19 protein-coding genes and 1 pseudogene are annotated in these 16,252 nt (G+C 28.8%); all 20 read right to left on the minus strand.

Going from position 1 to position 16,252, the window contains the following annotated elements; translation table 11 throughout:
* A partial coding sequence (spo0A, locus tag RSF37_RS13295; RefSeq protein WP_332564869.1) for a sporulation transcription factor Spo0A occupies positions 1-794 on the minus strand: 794 nt, incomplete at its 3' end.
* A 359-nt stretch (positions 795-1,153) separates the two neighbouring features.
* A complete protein-coding gene (spoIVB, locus tag RSF37_RS13300; protein WP_332564870.1) occupies positions 1,154-2,341 on the minus strand; it encodes a SpoIVB peptidase in 1,188 nt (395 codons plus the stop codon).
* A 158-nt stretch (positions 2,342-2,499) separates the two neighbouring features.
* Positions 2,500-4,191 (minus strand): DNA repair protein RecN, encoded by a 1,692-nt coding sequence (recN, locus tag RSF37_RS13305; RefSeq protein ID WP_332564871.1) that lies wholly within the window; start codon positions 4,189-4,191, stop codon positions 2,500-2,502.
* Positions 4,192-4,210: 19 nt separating this feature from the next.
* Complete coding sequence (locus RSF37_RS13310; protein WP_332564872.1) at positions 4,211-4,660, minus strand: arginine repressor; 450 nt, start codon at positions 4,658-4,660, stop codon at positions 4,211-4,213.
* 22 nt (positions 4,661-4,682) lie between these two features.
* Positions 4,683-5,510 (minus strand): NAD(+)/NADH kinase, encoded by an 828-nt coding sequence (locus RSF37_RS13315; protein ID WP_332564873.1) that lies wholly within the window; start codon positions 5,508-5,510, stop codon positions 4,683-4,685.
* Positions 5,511-5,522: 12 nt separating this feature from the next.
* On the minus strand, positions 5,523-6,332 hold the full coding sequence (locus tag RSF37_RS13320) for a TlyA family RNA methyltransferase (RefSeq protein ID WP_332564874.1): 810 nt from the start codon (positions 6,330-6,332) through the stop codon (positions 5,523-5,525).
* 2 nt (positions 6,333-6,334) lie between these two features.
* Positions 6,335-8,209, minus strand: a complete 1,875-nt coding sequence (gene dxs, locus RSF37_RS13325; RefSeq protein WP_332564875.1) for a 1-deoxy-D-xylulose-5-phosphate synthase — start codon at positions 8,207-8,209, stop codon at positions 6,335-6,337.
* A gap of 18 nt (positions 8,210-8,227) precedes the next feature.
* Positions 8,228-9,097, minus strand: coding sequence for a polyprenyl synthetase family protein (locus RSF37_RS13330; protein WP_332564886.1), 870 nt, complete (start codon positions 9,095-9,097; stop codon positions 8,228-8,230).
* Positions 9,087-9,308, minus strand: coding sequence for an exodeoxyribonuclease VII small subunit (gene xseB / locus RSF37_RS13335; protein ID WP_332564876.1), 222 nt, complete (start codon positions 9,306-9,308; stop codon positions 9,087-9,089). The genes RSF37_RS13330 and xseB overlap by 11 nt, the downstream gene beginning before the upstream one ends.
* 13 nt (positions 9,309-9,321) lie before the next feature.
* Positions 9,322-10,515 carry an exodeoxyribonuclease VII large subunit gene (gene xseA / locus RSF37_RS13340; protein WP_332564877.1) on the minus strand — a complete coding sequence of 398 codons (1,194 nt, stop codon included), beginning with the start codon at positions 10,513-10,515 and terminating at the stop codon, positions 9,322-9,324.
* Positions 10,505-11,353 (minus strand): tetrahydrofolate dehydrogenase/cyclohydrolase catalytic domain-containing protein, encoded by an 849-nt coding sequence (locus tag RSF37_RS13345; protein WP_332564878.1) that lies wholly within the window; start codon positions 11,351-11,353, stop codon positions 10,505-10,507. The genes xseA and RSF37_RS13345 overlap by 11 nt, the downstream gene beginning before the upstream one ends.
* A 12-nt stretch (positions 11,354-11,365) precedes the next feature.
* The gene (gene nusB / locus RSF37_RS13350) at positions 11,366-11,770 is read right to left on the minus strand and encodes a transcription antitermination factor NusB (protein ID WP_332564879.1); all 405 of its coding nucleotides are present in this window, start codon (positions 11,768-11,770) and stop codon (positions 11,366-11,368) included.
* Positions 11,771-11,877: 107 nt separating this feature from the next.
* Complete coding sequence (locus RSF37_RS13355; protein ID WP_332564880.1) at positions 11,878-12,261, minus strand: Asp23/Gls24 family envelope stress response protein; 384 nt, start codon at positions 12,259-12,261, stop codon at positions 11,878-11,880.
* A gap of 86 nt (positions 12,262-12,347) precedes the next feature.
* Complete coding sequence (locus RSF37_RS13360; RefSeq protein ID WP_332564881.1) at positions 12,348-12,860, minus strand: SpoIIIAH-like family protein; 513 nt, start codon at positions 12,858-12,860, stop codon at positions 12,348-12,350.
* A gap of 39 nt (positions 12,861-12,899) precedes the next feature.
* On the minus strand, positions 12,900-13,508 hold the full coding sequence (gene spoIIIAG, locus RSF37_RS13365; RefSeq protein WP_442878506.1) for a stage III sporulation protein AG: 609 nt from the start codon (positions 13,506-13,508) through the stop codon (positions 12,900-12,902).
* 15 nt (positions 13,509-13,523) lie between these two features.
* Positions 13,524-14,129 carry a stage III sporulation protein AF gene (gene spoIIIAF / locus RSF37_RS13370; protein WP_332564882.1) on the minus strand — a complete coding sequence of 202 codons (606 nt, stop codon included), beginning with the start codon at positions 14,127-14,129 and terminating at the stop codon, positions 13,524-13,526.
* Positions 14,130-14,134: 5 nt separating this feature from the next.
* Complete coding sequence (gene spoIIIAE, locus RSF37_RS13375; RefSeq protein WP_332564883.1) at positions 14,135-15,361, minus strand: stage III sporulation protein AE; 1,227 nt, start codon at positions 15,359-15,361, stop codon at positions 14,135-14,137.
* 9 nt (positions 15,362-15,370) lie between these two features.
* Positions 15,371-15,754 carry a stage III sporulation protein AD gene (spoIIIAD, locus tag RSF37_RS13380; RefSeq protein ID WP_332564884.1) on the minus strand — a complete coding sequence of 128 codons (384 nt, stop codon included), beginning with the start codon at positions 15,752-15,754 and terminating at the stop codon, positions 15,371-15,373.
* 10 nt (positions 15,755-15,764) lie between these two features.
* Complete coding sequence (spoIIIAC, locus tag RSF37_RS13385; protein WP_332564885.1) at positions 15,765-15,962, minus strand: stage III sporulation protein AC; 198 nt, start codon at positions 15,960-15,962, stop codon at positions 15,765-15,767.
* 17 nt (positions 15,963-15,979) lie between these two features.
* A pseudogene (locus RSF37_RS13390) lies at positions 15,980-16,252 on the minus strand (stage III sporulation protein SpoIIIAB); the annotation flags it as partial.

Here is a 16,252-nt window from a genome sequence, read left to right on the forward strand (position 1 = left end):
GCGATAATCGCGATAAATTCTGAATTAGTAGGCTTGCCTTTGTCGTTATGGATTGTATATCCAAAAAGCTTATTAATTGCGTCTACTTGTCCTCTGCCCCAAGCTACTTCTATAGCATGTCTTATAGCTCTTTCAACTCTAGAAGCTGTTGTATTGTATTTCTTAGCTATTGAAGGGTATAATTCCTTAGTAACAGCAGATAACAGTTCCATATCGTTAACTACCATTGTTATAGCTTCTCTTAAATACATATATCCCTTAATATGAGCTGGAACACCTATTTCATGTATTATACTTGTTATTTCAGTTTCTAAATCAACTGGTTCATTATATGAAATTGAACTACTATGTGAAACCATATCACTTGCGGACATTCCACTTTGTCTTGACATACCAACATTCTTATTAACGCCAGTATTAAACATTTCTCTTATTCTTTTTGTGAAAATATCCATATCAAATGGTTTAACTACGTAATAATCAGCTCCTAATGTAATTGCTTGCTGAGTTATTTTATCTTGTCCAACTGCAGATAATACAATAACTCTAGGATTTTTTTCTAAATTCATATTATTTAATTTTTCTAGGACACCTAGCCCATCTAAATGTGGCATTATTATATCTAGAACAACTAAATCCGGTTTTTTTGCTTCGATTAATGTTAAAGCCTCTCTACCATCTTTTGCTATACCTGTTACAACAATATCCTTCTGATTTAATAAGTAATCATTTAAAATGCTACAAAATTCTTTATTGTCATCGGCAATAAGTACAGAAATCTTTGAATCTTCCATCTTTTTCTCCCCTTTATACATTTTATATTCTACAATTATTTTCTACCCTAAATTTTAAATTTATTATTAAAGTTCATTTTAATAATATGTATCACTATATTAATTCGACACTTGTAAAAAAAATCCTCTTTATAATACAATATAAATTTTTTATTGTAGAAATAATCACTTTAACTCAGTATTTTAGTTTAACCTTTAAATACCTTCCACTATTTGTAAATTATACACTATTTATATCCTTTCGTCTAGGGTTTCTAGTAAATTTTTTCCAAATTTATTTATTTTTTATATAATTTCACCCTTTACTCCGATAATAGTATTAGGGTAAGACAAATTTTGCCTTACCCTAGTACTATTTTTTATTTTATTATACCTGCATCTTGTAACATCCAGTCTATGTATATTCCATATCCTACATCAGGTTTATTTATCAGAACATGTGTTACTGCTCCAATTATTTTTCCATTTTGTATAATAGGACTTCCACTCATTCCTTGTATTATACCACCTGTTTTTTCTAATAATTCTTTATCTGTTATTTTTATTATCATACTTTTGGGACCTTTTACTTCTTGACTTAGTTTTTTAACTATTTCAATATCATATTCTTTTGGACCTTTTTCATCTATAGTAGTTATTATTTTTGCTTTTCCAACATTTACTTCATCTCTGAATCCTACTGGCATAGTTTCTTTCATATGTTTTTTTATTGTTGAGTTTTCTTTTGTTCCAAATATTCCACATTGAGTATTTTTTTCTATACTACCAATTGCCTCATCTTCATTTGTAAATATTCCTTTAAGTTCACCTGGTGAACCTTTTTCACCTTTTCTCAAACTTATTACTGAGGCTTCTAAAAGTTCTCCTGATTTTACAGTGAATTTAGTATTAGTATCTCCATCTGTTATTGGGTGTCCTAATGCTCCAAATTTACCACTAGCTTCATCATAAAAAGTAAGCGTACCAACACCTGCTGTGGAATCTCTTACCCAAAGACCAAGCTTATATTCATCTTCTTCTTTTTTCAAAGTTATTTCTTTATTGACTGTTTTTCCTTCTCTATCTATTGTTAATGTCATTTTTTCAGTTTTAGAATTTTTGACCATATTTAATACTTCTTTACTTGTATAAACCCTTTTCCCATTTATGTGAGTTATTAAATCTCCAAGTTCTACTTCTGAGGTTTTAGCTGGACTTTCCATTGTTTCATTTGACCTTATTAAATCTGAAAAACCTACAACTAATACACCATTTGATGAAAGTCTTACACCAACACTCGTTCCACCTGGATATAATCTAAGATCTTTAGCGCTATGTACTTCAACAGACTTTAGAGGAATTAAACCCATAAAGCTAATATCAACTGTATCTCCATTGTATTTAACATATCCTAACGGATTTATATCTTTAAATACTGAAGTAGTTTCTACATCTTGATTGGTATATACCTTATCTGGCATATCTTTAAGAGTAAAGATTGTTGTTAACATTAGTAAAGCAATTAATGTCATTAAGAAACTGATTGATTTAATAATTCTCTTTTTCATTTCTCCTCCTCCTTTGCCTCTATTCTTAAGTTACCCTTAAGACATGCCTTATATTCTGTATTAACATTACTATAATAGACAAATTTTTTTAAAATAAAAAAATAAAACCACGGAATTCCCGTGGTTTTATTTTTTCCCTATATCTTTAAAGATATGTATTATAAAGCTTTTAATTGAGTTTTTTTTGAATTAGAGTTTATAAACATCTCTCTTACATTTTCCAAAGTTGCATTACTTACACTATCGCCACCTAACATAGTAGCGACTTGATAAATTTTTTCATCATTAGATAATAATCTTATTTTTGTGAATGTTTTCTCATTTTTAACTTCTTTAGATACAAAATAATGTTGATCAGACAATATTGCAATTTGAGGAAGATGTGTTATACAAAGAACCTGGTGGTCTATCGAAACTTGATACATCTTCTCTCCAACTCTTTGACCTACTTGACCACTTATTCCAGTATCAATTTCATCAAAAATTAAAGTCTCAATATCATCTTTATCTGCGAAAACACATTTTAATGCAAGCATTATTCTTGAAAGTTCTCCTCCAGACAATACTTTTTCTAATGATTTTAATGGTTCACCTGGATTTGTAGATATCATAAATGTTACATCATCAAATCCTTTATCATTAAAAGTTTGTTGCATCTCTATTAATATTTCCATTCTTGACTTATCTAATCCAACATACTCAAGTTCACTTAATATTTTTTCTTCAAGCTCTTTACTATGCTGTTTTCTTATTTTACTTATTTTTTCTCCAACTTTTTTCATTTTTGAAAGAATCTCTTCTTCTTTTACTTGGAGTTCATTAATAATTTCTTCTGCATGTATCAGCTCTTCATGCCTCTTTTTTAAATTATCAAAATTCTCTAAAACAGCTTCAACAGAGCCTCCATATTTCTTTTTATAATTATTTATTACAAATAATCTTTCATTTATACGTTCAAGTTCTGTTTCATCATAATGAATATCTTCTGTCATATATCTAAGTTCACGTGAAGCTTCTTCTATATTATAAAAAGCTTCCTCAATAACTTCTCTTTTTTCTTTTATTTTGCCTAAATGTTCTTCAATAGATGTAAGTTCTGAAATAACTTTTGATAGTGTTTCAAGTACATTAGAACTTTCATTACCATTTAAATAGTTATAACTAGTACTTATTCCATGTGTTATCTTTTCTGCATTAGATAATAAGTTGTATTCTTCTTTTAGGTCGTCTTCTTCGCCAACTTTTAATTTTCCTTTTTCAATATCATCCATTTGAAAAACTATATAATCTATAAGTTTCTCACTATCTTTATTTCCACTTATAGATCTTATTTTATCTCTTACTTTTATAAGTTCATCTTTTAAACTATAAAATTTATGGAGTTCTTTTTCAATTTCATAGCCTATATAACTATCTAAATAATTTACATGACTACTCTTATGTAAAAGATCTTGATTTTGATGTTGGCCGTGTATATCTAAAAGCTTCTCTCTTATTCTCTTAAGTTGAGTAACTATAAGGCTTTTTCCATTTACTTTAACAATACTTTTTCCACTTATCAACGTTTCCCTTAGTATTATTAAAGTATCATCATGTTCTACATCAAGTTCATTTAATACACTACATACATTACTATCTTTTATATCAAATATTGCTTCAACTGATGTTTTATTTTCACCAGTTCTAATTAAATCTTTAGAAAACTTCCCGCCTAAAACATAATCAATTGCATCTATTAATATTGATTTACCAGCACCTGTTTCTCCAGATAGTATATTAAATCCTTTTCCTAAATCAATAGAAATATCTTCTATTAGTGCAAAGTTTTTAATATTTAATTGAATTAACATTTATACCACCCTTAAATAACTAATTAATTCTACTTTTTATTCTCTCAACAATTTCTTCAGCACCCTCTAAACTTCTAACTAAAATAAAAATTGTATTATCACCCGCAACAGTTCCAGCTATATCTTCAAACCCTAGAGTATCAATTGCTTCAGCAGCTGCTGATGCGCCACCAGTAAAAGTCTTTACAACAACCATTTTATCTACATTTTCAACATTTGTTACTGCATTTGACAATATACTAGCTAGCTTATCTGAAATATTTGATGACTCTTTTGTTGGAACAACATATTTATAATTTCCTGTAACTGATTGCATCTTTAATAGTTTTAAATTTTTAATATCTCTTGAAACTGTAGCTTGAGTAACATCAAAGCCAGATTTTTTTAATTCATCTGCAAGTTCCTCTTGAGTTTCTATATCTTTATTTTTAATTATTTCTAATATTTTTTCATGTCTTTTTGATTTCAATGCACATCACCATCTCATTCTATTATTTGTTTAAAATTTTTGTTCTTAATACTTCAAAGTAATCATAATCGTCAAATTGTATCAATTTAGCTTCATTTTCTGTCCTATTTACCTCAATTGTTGCCTTTTTATTAACTTCATATACTTTTTGACCATCAACTGTTAAATAAACATCCTCTTCTTCATGAAATGTCTTTACAGTTATTTTGCTATCTCCTCTTAAAACCATTGTTTGCATGCTTTTAGTGTGCGGACATATTGGTGTAATAAGTATAACATCTAAATCTGGATAAATAAATGGTCCTCCTGCAGAAAATGAATAGGCAGTAGAACCAGTAGGTGTTGCAATAATAAGCCCATCCCCATTGAAAGATGTATAATACTTGTTATCTACATATATGTTAAACTTAGTCATTCTAGATAAAGTACCTCTTGCTATAACTACATCATTTAATGCAATTTGCTCTGAGTTTTTTACATTATTAATACTACATTTTAAAAGCATTCTCTCTTCTATTTTATACTTTTTATTTTTAAGTTTATATAATGCCTTATCTATTTCTGATATATCTATACTACTTAAAAAACCTAAATTTCCTATATTAATACCTAAGAGAGGTATATTTAACTCATTTGATATTTTTCTTGCAACACCAAGAAGTGTACCGTCTCCTCCAAGTATTATAAGAACATCTATGTCTTTTGATATATCATCAGAAGTTAATTTATATGTATTAAAGATTTGAATTTTTGATTCTTCAAATACATTTTTAATTTTTTGTAATACTAAGTTTACAATAATCCCTTCAGGATCCTTTGATGGATTTATCGCAATACCTATATGTTTCATAACCCACCGCCTTTATATTTCTGTGTGTGACGCAGAAACTATAGTTTCTATATCCTCTATTTTAAAATTACTTTCTTTATTCTTATCTTTTGAGAAATACACAAGGTATTCTATATTTCCTTCTGGACCTTTTATAGGTGAATAGCTTATTCCTAGAACATTTAAATCATGTTCTAATAAATAATTAACTATTTTTTCAACTACTTCTTTATGTGTACTTTGTTCTCTAACAACACCTTTTTTACCTACTTTATCTCTACCAGCTTCGAATTGTGGTTTTATTAAAGCAACAACTTCTCCATCATCCTTTAATAAATTTACAGTTGCTGGCATTATTGTTTTTAAAGAGATAAAAGATACATCAATAGATGCAAAATCCAGCTTTTCACCAATATCTTCTGGCGTTACGTATCTAATATTTGTTCTTTCCATACAGACTACTCTATCATCAGTTCTAAGCTTCCATGCAAATTGTCCATATCCAACATCAACTGAAAATACTTTGCTTGCACCATTTTGAAGCATACAGTCAGTAAATCCACCTGTTGAAGCTCCAATATCCATACATACCTTTCTATCTAAAGTAAGTGGAAATTGCTTTAATGCTTTTTCAAGTTTTAATCCCCCTCTACTTACATAAGGTATTGTATCACCTTTGAACTCTATATTTGCAGTTACGCTAATCTTAGCTCCTGCTTTATCTACTCTTTGTCCGTCTACAAATATTTTTCCTGCCATAATATTTGTTTTTGCTCTCTCTCTTGATGGTATTATTCCTTTTTCTACTAATAAAACATCAAGTCTCTCTTTCTTATCTGACATTTTTATCTCCTTGTATCTAAGAATTTTATTACTTCTTCGCTTATTCCATTTGGATCTATGTTAGCATCTTTATATAGAACATTAACATTTCCTTGTTCTATAAATTTATTATCATAACCTAATGCTTTAAATTTACCTTTAAAACCATATTCATTTAATGATAATAAAATACTAGCTCCCATTCCACCATGTATTATATTGTCTTCAACTGTTATTATATCATATTCTTCATTAACTAATTCTCTTAGCATAGATTCATCTAAAGGTTTTATAAATGTTGCATTTATAACTTTAGGATAAATACCTTTTTCATTTAGTATATCTTTAGCTAGCATTGCATGCTGAGTCATTTTGCCAGTCGCTATTATTGCAACTTTTGATTTGTCACTATTATCTAGCACTTCCCATTTTCCAAATTCAACTTCATTAAGTGGACTTAAATCACAAATAACATCTCCACCTCTAGGATATCTTATAGCTACTGGTGCTCCAAAACTTAATGCCCACCTTAATAATAAATCGACTTCACCTAAACATTTAGGTGCTATCATAGTAAGATTTGGTATCATTGTTAAATATGATATATCAAATATACCTTGATGTGTTTCTCCGTCCTCTCCAACTACTCCAGCTCTATCTATGGCAAAAACTACTGGAAGGTTTTGAATACATACATCATGCAAAACTTGATCATAGGCTCTTTGAAGAAAAGTTGAATATACTGCAAATACTGGCTTTAAACCTGAACTCGCCATTCCAGCTGCTAGCGTAACTGCATGCTGTTCTGCTATGCCAACATCAAAAAATCTTTTTTCAAAGGTTTGTCTAAAATCATTTAATCCAGTCCCGTCAGGCATTGCAGCAGTTATTGCTACTACATCTGTATCTTCTTTTGCTATAGAAACTAATGATTGTCCGAAAACTTTTGAGTAGTTACATTTAGCTGTATTTAATGGTTCTCCACTTTCTAAATCAAATGGAGATACTCCATGATACTTATCTGGACTTTTCTCTGCATGTTCATATCCTTTACCTTTTTGAGTAGCCACATGTATAATAACTGGTCCATCTATATTTTTAGCTTTTGATAAAACTTTTCTCATTTCATCTATATTATGTCCATCTATTGGTCCTAAATATTTTATTCCCATATCTTCAAAAAGCATAGATGGTACAATAAGTTGTTTTATGCTATCTTTTAACTTACCTAATTTTTTTGCTATTTTTTTCCCTGAAGGAGTGTTTTTTAATTTTTTGTTTATTCCTTCTTTAAATCTGTTATATTCAGGTTCAATTCTTATTTTATTTAAATAAGATGAAAGACCTCCAACATTTGTTGAAATAGACATTTGATTATCATTTAAAATTACTATCATTTTTGTTTTAGTAAATCCTAAATCATTTAAAGCCTCAAGTGCCATTCCACCAGTTAAAGCACCATCTCCAATAACAGATATAATATTATTTTTTTCGCCTTTTAAATCTCTTGCACGAGCCATTCCAAGTGCAGAAGATATTGATGTACTACTATGTCCTGTATCAAAAGCATCATACTTACTCTCATTTCTCTTTGGGAATCCACTCATTCCGTTGTACATTCTAAGGTTATCAAACCTTTCTTTTCTTCCTGTTAGTATCTTATGAATATATGTTTGATGTCCAACATCCCAAACAATCTTATCTTTTTCTAAATCGAATTCACTAAACAAACTTAATGTTAACTCTACAACACCAAGATTTGAAGATAAATGTCCTCCGGTTTTAGATACTGAATCTATTAAAAAACTTCTAATTTCATCTGATAACTCATACATTTCTGGTAAAGTTAATTTTTTTACGTCATTAGGAGATTTTATTTCGTTTAAAATATCCTTCATATTATCCCAATCCTCTTCTTAATATTCCCTTGCTAGAAGGTTATTTGTAAGTTCTACTAGACTGTCACTATTTACCGTAAGAGTTTTTAGTAGTTCAATACAACAATCTGTAGTATGTTTACACATCTCTTGGCATTTATCTATACCATATACTGATACGAAGTTAGTTTTATCCTTTTCATCGTCTGCATGTATTTTTTTGCCTAATTTTTTTTCATTTCCTACTACATCTAATAAATCATCTTTTATTTGGAAGACTAAACCTAATTTTTCACCAAACTCATTAAGCTTTTTAACATCTTCTTTAGGCGCATTACCAAGCATTGCACCTGATACAATTGATGCTCTTATTAATTCACCAGTTTTCTTAAGGTGCATATATCTAAGTTCATCTTCTGATATACTTCTTCCTTCACCTAAAATATCAACAACCTGACCACCAATCATTCCATGAGCTCCTGCTGCTTTTGATATTTCTAATGAAGACTCTACCGCTAAAGCTCCATTATCTTTTATATTTTCCATAAGTAATGTCATAGCTTCACTTAATAATGCGTCTCCAGCTAAAACAGCTATATTTTCACCATACACTTTATGACTAGTAGGCTTACCTCTTCTTAAGTCATCATCATCCATACATGGTAAATCATCATGTATAAGTGAATATGTATGTATCATTTCTATTGCTGCTGCCATCTTTAATGCATTTTCCCATTTCCCGCTATAAGCTTCATATGTTAATAATGCTAATATTGGTCTTACTCTCTTTCCCCCAATATTTAAACTATAACTTTGCGCCTCATAAATTATTTTATTGTACCCTTCTTTTCCTTTAAAGTAATCATTTAAATATGAATCTATTTCACACTTTAAATCATTAATATTCATCACTGTAATCAAACTCCACTTCTTCTTCATCTCTTACTTTTGATATTTTACCTTCATAGGTATTTAATGTTTTATAAAGCTTATTCACTATTTTGATACCTTTTTCATATTCTTTCATAGCATCTTCTATATTTAATTCGTTATTTTCAAGATTTTCCAATGTATCTCTTAAACTTTGAAGTGTATCCTCATAACTAACTTTCTTTGCCATATTTATCTCCTTTTTAGTTAGGATTAAATTTCCCTTTTATACTTCCATCATTTAATATTATCTCAATATTTTTTTCCATATTCAAATTATTCTTACTTTTAATAACTCCATTTTCATCTTTAACTATAGCAAACCCTTTGTTTAGTATAGTTAATGGATTGTTTGCAATTAAAAGTGAATTTAACTCTCGTAATTTATTTTTTTCTTCATTTAATCTATTTAAAATGATTTTATTCAAATCTCTTTTTATTCTATCTAATTCGATATAAGAATTGCTTATTTTAGCTACTGGTGAATGTAATGATAGAATTTTTTCTAAAGATTCCAATCTGTTTTTTTCTCTATTTATTATACTATCAATATTTTTATTTAGTAAAGTTTTTATGTTTAATATTTCCATAGCTAACTCTTCTTTATTAGTCACAGCAATTTCTGCAGCTTGTGATGGTGTTGCTGCTCTTAAATCTGAAACAAAGTCTGATATTGTGTAATCGACCTCATGTCCAACTGCTGATATTATAGGGATCTTTGATTTAAAAATAGCATAAGCTAATTCCTCTTCATTAAAGTTCCATAGTTCTTCAATGGAACCGCCACCTCTTCCTATTATTATAACATCAACTGATTTTTTATCATTAAAATATTTTATACCATCTATTATACTTTTATACCCGCCTTCTCCTTGAACTTTAGCTGGATATAAAACGATATCTACAGAAGGATTTCTTCGTCTTGATACATTTAATATATCGTGAATTGCAGCTCCAGTAAGTGCAGTTACAACTCCAAGTCTCTTTATGTTTTGTGGTATAGCTTTTTTGAATTCTTCATCAAACAAGCCTTCTTTTGAAAGTTTTTCTTTAAGTTTTTGAAATTTTATATGAAGTTCTCCAACTCCACTTTCTTCTATTTCTCTACAATATAATTGAAGGCTTCCTGTTGCAGGATAAATTGATGCCCTTGCCCTAACAACTATTTCCATGCCTTCTTTTAGTACACAGTCTAAATTAAGCGCATCACTTTTAAACATAATACAATTTATTTTCCCACTATCATCTTTTAATGAAAAATAAATATGTCCACTTGAATGATACTTTAAATTAGAAATCTCTCCTTTTACAGAGAGATTATTTAATATAAAGTCATTATCTATGATTTTTTTAATGTAGTTATTAACCTCTGAAACTTTTAAAATTTTAATTCTCATTTTTATCAATTGCCTCACAAACGTTTTTTATTAAAAGTGTTGTTGTAAGTGCACCTACTCCTCCTGGAACTGGTGTTATTAAAGATACATCTTCTATAACATCATCAAAGTCGATATCACCAGTAATCTTACCTTCAAAAGATGATGTTCCAACATCAATTACAACGGCATCTTTCTTTATGTATTCAGAATTAATAAATTTAGGTCTTCCTATAGCAACTATAAGAATATCTGCTTTTTTACAAATGTCTTTTAAATCCTTTGTTCTTGAATGACAAATAGTTACTGTTGCATTCTCATTTAAAAGAAGTTGAACTGTAGGTTTTCCAACTATATTACTTCTTCCTAAAACAACAACCTCAGCACCTTCGAGTTTTATATTCTTACTCTTAAGTAAAGTTACCACTGAATTTGGAGTGCAAGGTATAAATGTATCTTCTCCTAAATATAGTTTGCCAACACTTTCATAAGTTAAACAATCTATATCTTTTTTAGGAGATATGGAATTTATTATACTTTTCTCATCGATCCCCTTTGGTAGTGGTAATTGAATCATTATTCCATGTACAGAATTATCTTTATTTAATGTTTCAATTAGGTCTTTAAGTTCTTTTTCTTTTGTACTTTCATCTAAAATAATTTTATCAAATAAAATTCCAAGAGAAGTTGCAACCTTCTCTTGCGAATTCAAATAATAAATTGATCCGCCATCATTTCCAACCAGAATAGATGCAATCTTAGGTATTACGAGTCCTTTTTCTTTTCTATATCCTATAAACTTCTTAATGTCTTCTTTTATGTTCTTAGAAATCTCTCTACCATCTATTATTTTATTCAAAAGATTAACCCCCTATTTATCTTTGTATATTTTATCTAAAACCCCGTTTATGAATGATACTGATTTTATGTCTGAATATCTCTTTGTTATTTCTAACGCTTCATTTATTGCAACTTTTTCTGGAACATCGCTTACGTAATTCATTTCATAAATTGCAAGTCTAAGTATTGCAAGGTTTACTTTTGAAATTCTTTCAATTTTCCAATTTTGAAGATTAGCTTTTATTAATCCATCTATCTCTTCTCTATTTTCTTCAACACCTTTTAATGCTGATTTTATGTACTCTACATCAATTTCTTCTATATTTCCTTCATAATTATCTACAAATGTTTCCATCGCTTCCTCATATGATTCCTTTGTTAACATTGTACTAAATATTAATTCCATCGCTTTTTCTCTTGATAACTTTCTACTCATCTTTTCCTCCTAGTGATTCCTTATAATCTTATTATAGACTTATTCTAATAGTATTAAACATTATATATTCAAGCAAGGAAACACCCTCTGATTATCAGAGGGTGAGATTACATTTCCTTTGATTCTTTTTCTGAACTCTTAGGTAGATATATGTTTTGAACATATACATCCACACTACTAACAACTAATCCTGTCATAGCCTCTACTGTCTTTTTAACATTTTCTTGAACTCCAGCTACAACATCTAAAATCTTAACACCATATAAAACTGTAACTGCCATCTCAATTCTTGCTCTATCTTCTTCAAGAGTAACTTTAACAGCCTTTCCTGATGCTTTCTTTCCTTTTAGTAGTTGTGAAATGTTATTTGTAACTCCATGTTGGAATTCCATAACACCTTCGATTTCCTCAGCTGCTATACCAGCAATAACTGAAACAACTTCATCAGAAATCTTTACGATCCCAATATTTTCATTATCGAAGCTTTCCATCAAATTTGACCTCCTAGGTTTTGCTTTATACAAAACTATTTATCTTACGTTCATTATATCAAATATGATTTTACATTACAACGAATTTATTTCTTAACTTCTATAGAAACATCGTTTATATTTGCAACATCTTGAACAATTTCTTGTAATTGAAGACTTGTCTTTTGATCTATACCATCTGTTCTAACATAAATTTTTGCTTTATTACCATCTATTGTACATAGCACATCTTCAATTCCTTTGTTTTTTATGTTTATTTCAATTCTATTTTCATTATCTTTTTGTTTTGTTTTTTGTAGCAATTCCTTTTGAGCACTATTTTTTTGTTCTTTAGATGTGCTCTTATCATTAACTATTGCTTTTAAATTCTCTATTGTTTCTGCATCCTTTTGCTCTTTGTCACTTCTTGAATCAAAGAAGAAATCTTTTTGAGCTGCTGTTTCTTCGGCTTTCGCTTTTTCCTCTTCTTCTCTTGCTACTACTTGACTTAATCCATCCGGATCATTTAACCCACCATTATTTAGTTTTGTTGCTAAAAGCCCAACACAAATTATCAAGCCAAGCAATGTGAAAATAATTCCAAATTGTTTTTTATTCATTTTAATACTCCTCCCATCCTTTACTTATTGAATTATATGCTAACCATTCATAGGATATACATTAACCTTATCAGCTGATACATTATATAAATTTGATACGGCTTTTTCTATATTGTATTTTATTCTGCTTACATTAGCCCCTTCAGCTACAACTACTACCCCCTGTACTTTAGGCTTATAGGTTTGTATTACAAAAGGTTCATTTCCTTCGTCATCAGTCGTCATAACGATTTTAGATCCATCGTTTTTCTGTTCATTCAATCTTTTTCCGCCTTCTTTATCAGTCTCTTCTGTTACAGAAGTTTGTGTATCTTTATCATATGCTGGAACTTTAACTTCACCACTTTCAAATGTCATCATCACATTAACATCTCCAACACCATCAATTTTCTTTAGTATACTTGTAAGTTCTTCTTTCTGTTGCTTCTCATACTCATCCTTAATTTTAGCTTCCTTTTGAATCGTCTCTTCTAAAGTACCTGATACTTCAGTCTCATTGTTTCCATTTAGGTTCTTATCCTTAGAAGGTTTAAAAATACTAAAAGCTATTAATACAAATATTATTATTAATATTATTATCAATAATTTATTTATATTTTTATTTTTAATAAATTCTTCTAGTATTTTTTTTATTTTTTTCATATCCAATTAGCGCTTCCCCCTTTACTTCATTTTGTATATGTTAATCTTATCCTCTTCAATTTGAAGTTCCTTTTGTACAAATTTAACTATTTCCTTATACTCATTATTATGAGTTTCTTCTTCCTGTTCCTTTTTAGATTTAGTATCTATTTCAACTTTTTCTACTTCCTCGATTTTTTTAATTTTACTATCTTTCCTCTCTTTCCTTTCCTTTATAAATATGTCGATTGAATCTATTTTGAATGTTACACCCTTAAAATCAACTTGGCATTTTGACTCACATTTAAAATCAATATTTTTAAATTCGTTTTTAAGCATATTTTCACAATTTTTATTAAAATTACTTTTAAAGCTTTCTTCTCTTAACTTATTTGTCTCAATATTTTCTGATTCATTACTTTCCTTTTCTTTATATTTATTTTCATAAGAGGCAATAGAACTTTTTAGTTGATTTTCATCACTAGAAAATATTTTTAAAATTGGATTCAATATAACTACAATTAGTATTAAACCTAAAACAAATTTCAAATATTTTTTCATGCTGTTATCTGGGGCAATAAGCTCTACTGCTGTAATGAATATCATTGTTGTAACTAAAGTTATTACAAAGCTTTTTAAAAATTCCATAAAACTTAACCTCCCACTACAAACTTTCCTGCAGATGCCATTATTCCAAGTAATATAAAGAACATAAAGCTTACGCTTATAACACATGAAATTAAAAGTGTTAATGCCTCTGCAACTGAAGCTAAAGCATTAGTTATTCTTTTGTCACTAATAGGTTCTACTAGCGCTGCTGATAATTTGTATATAAAAGACATCATCACAAGTTTTATAATTGGATATAAAATAACCAGTACAATTACTATTAAACCAACACCTGTTATAGCATTTTTTATTATAAGAGAATATCCAGCCACTGACGTTATTGCATCTGAAAAAGTTTTACCTACTATTGGTATAAAATTATCTATTGCAAATTTAGTAGTCTTAAGAGCAACTGCATCCATTGTATCTGCCGTAATTCCTCTTATGGTAAGTACCGCTATAAAAACAGTTATTATTATTCCTTGAAGCCATAGAACTACTTGCTTTACCAATTTACATAAATTATCTATTTTATACTCAGTTGAAAGATTGTTTGCAAATTGCATAACAAAACTTATAAGTATTAATGGAATTATTACTGTTACATATATTTTAGGAATTAAAGTAACTGCAACTAAAATAATTGGATCTAATGTAGCAGCTTGTACAAAGCCACCTGCTAAAGATATCATTGTTACAAGTATTGGTAATAACGCAGTCATAAAGTTCGCCATTTCATTTATTGCACCGGTAGCAACAGATAAGGCAATAAGAAAACTTTTTGATAGTATCATAATTAATATTGAGTAACATGCAAAAAAAGCTATTTGTGATATATTATCATTTTTAAAAGCGTCTTGAAGATTTTTTAAAAGAGAACACAGTATTGCAATAACTATAACTGAAATAACAAGTTTCAGAACACTTTTAACTTCCTTAAACATTACATCTAATACTATTTTAGATATTGTTGCAAAAGTAATATTTCCTTGTCCATTTTCAACATAACTTTTAAAATATTCTACTGGATTTAGTTCATTTATAAGTTCTACATCCGTCTTCATCTTATTTATATAGCTATATAAATTATCAAGACCATCCTCAGCTTCTTTTGCAATTTCATCTTCTGTTACATTTTCCATTAGAGATTCTTCATTATTAACTTCTGCACTTGCAATACTTCCATAAAATATTGAACTAAATATAGGAATCAAAGAAAACACTACAGTTAATACTATTATTATTGTTGTTTTTTTATAACCTCTCTTCATATTATTCACCTACAATATCTTTAATATAGAATCTAATACAGCCATTAATATTGGAATTGCAAGTGCTAAAATCATTATTTTTCCTGCAAATTCAACTTTAGATCCTATAGTCCCAGCTCCCGCATCTTTACATATCTCAGCTGCAAATGAAGCTAGATATGCTATTGCAAGTATTTTCATTATTATTCCAATATAAACAACATCTATGCCTGCTTTATTTGCAATTGAACTTAAAAACGATATGATTTGTTGAAGTTCACCTATCATAAATGTGAATATTAAAGTTCCAGCAACTAATGCAACTAAAACAGCAATATTACTTTGCATATCCTTAAAAAGTAAAAATAAAAACAATGCAATAAAAGCAAAAGAGACAACTTTTAATATAACCATATCACCTCACCTATAGCATAAATATAGTCCTAACTGATTGAAATAAATCTCCAATAAGAGACACAATCATAAGTAGAATAATAACTACCCCAGCTATATTTGTAATTACTGCTATATCATCCTTTCCACTACTTTTTAATACCTTATCTAATATTATTATTAAAACTCCAGCACCACCTATTTTAAACAATATACTTATGTCTAACATATACACTCCCCCATTTCCTATAATAAAAATATAACTATCATAGCCCCAATACACACACCTAAATATCTGTATAATTTTGTATTTTTCTTAGAAATAATTTCTGCTTCTTTTATATTAATATTCAAATTAGCAAAAACTAAATCAAACATTTTATCTTGTCCATATACACCAAGTTCGCCTAAGGATCTTAAAAAATCTCCTAAAACCCTTTCATCTTCCTCTAGAAGATAATACAGTTCTTTCTCTTTAATATATTCAGCTTTAAATGCTTCATATACATTTTCTCCATC

Source organism: Clostridium sp. (genome assembly GCF_036643715.1).
Taxonomy (GTDB): Bacteria; Bacillota; Clostridia; order Clostridiales; family Clostridiaceae; genus Clostridium.

What these genes read in the sequence shown, in the direction of transcription:
- spoIIIAF (WP_332564882.1), bottom strand. Translation starts at nt 14,129, where the DNA reads ATGGAATTTTTAAAAAGCTTTGTAATAACTTTAGTTACAACAATGATA.
- RSF37_RS13330 (WP_332564886.1), bottom strand. Translation starts at nt 9,097, where the DNA reads ATGAATATTAATGATTTAAAGTGTGAAATAGATTCATATTTAAATGAT.
- RSF37_RS13355 (WP_332564880.1), bottom strand. Translation starts at nt 12,261, where the DNA reads ATGGAAAGCTTCGATAATGAAAATATTGGGATCGTAAAGATTTCTGAT.
- spoIIIAD (WP_332564884.1), bottom strand. Translation starts at nt 15,754, where the DNA reads ATGGTTATATTAAAAGTTGTCTCTTTTGCTTTTATTGCATTGTTTTTA.
- spoIIIAE (WP_332564883.1), bottom strand. Translation starts at nt 15,361, where the DNA reads ATGAAGAGAGGTTATAAAAAAACAACAATAATAATAGTATTAACTGTA.
- RSF37_RS13320 (WP_332564874.1), bottom strand. Translation starts at nt 6,332, where the DNA reads ATGTCAGATAAGAAAGAGAGACTTGATGTTTTATTAGTAGAAAAAGGA.
- nusB (WP_332564879.1), bottom strand. Translation starts at nt 11,770, where the DNA reads ATGAGTAGAAAGTTATCAAGAGAAAAAGCGATGGAATTAATATTTAGT.
- dxs (WP_332564875.1), bottom strand. Translation starts at nt 8,209, where the DNA reads ATGAAGGATATTTTAAACGAAATAAAATCTCCTAATGACGTAAAAAAA.
- RSF37_RS13360 (WP_332564881.1), bottom strand. Translation starts at nt 12,860, where the DNA reads ATGAATAAAAAACAATTTGGAATTATTTTCACATTGCTTGGCTTGATA.
- spoIVB (WP_332564870.1), bottom strand. Translation starts at nt 2,341, where the DNA reads ATGAAAAAGAGAATTATTAAATCAATCAGTTTCTTAATGACATTAATT.
- RSF37_RS13315 (WP_332564873.1), bottom strand. Translation starts at nt 5,510, where the DNA reads ATGAAACATATAGGTATTGCGATAAATCCATCAAAGGATCCTGAAGGG.
- spoIIIAC (WP_332564885.1), bottom strand. Translation starts at nt 15,962, where the DNA reads ATGTTAGACATAAGTATATTGTTTAAAATAGGTGGTGCTGGAGTTTTA.
- xseA (WP_332564877.1), bottom strand. Translation starts at nt 10,515, where the DNA reads ATGAGAATTAAAATTTTAAAAGTTTCAGAGGTTAATAACTACATTAAA.
- recN (WP_332564871.1), bottom strand. Translation starts at nt 4,191, where the DNA reads ATGTTAATTCAATTAAATATTAAAAACTTTGCACTAATAGAAGATATT.
- xseB (WP_332564876.1), bottom strand. Translation starts at nt 9,308, where the DNA reads ATGGCAAAGAAAGTTAGTTATGAGGATACACTTCAAAGTTTAAGAGAT.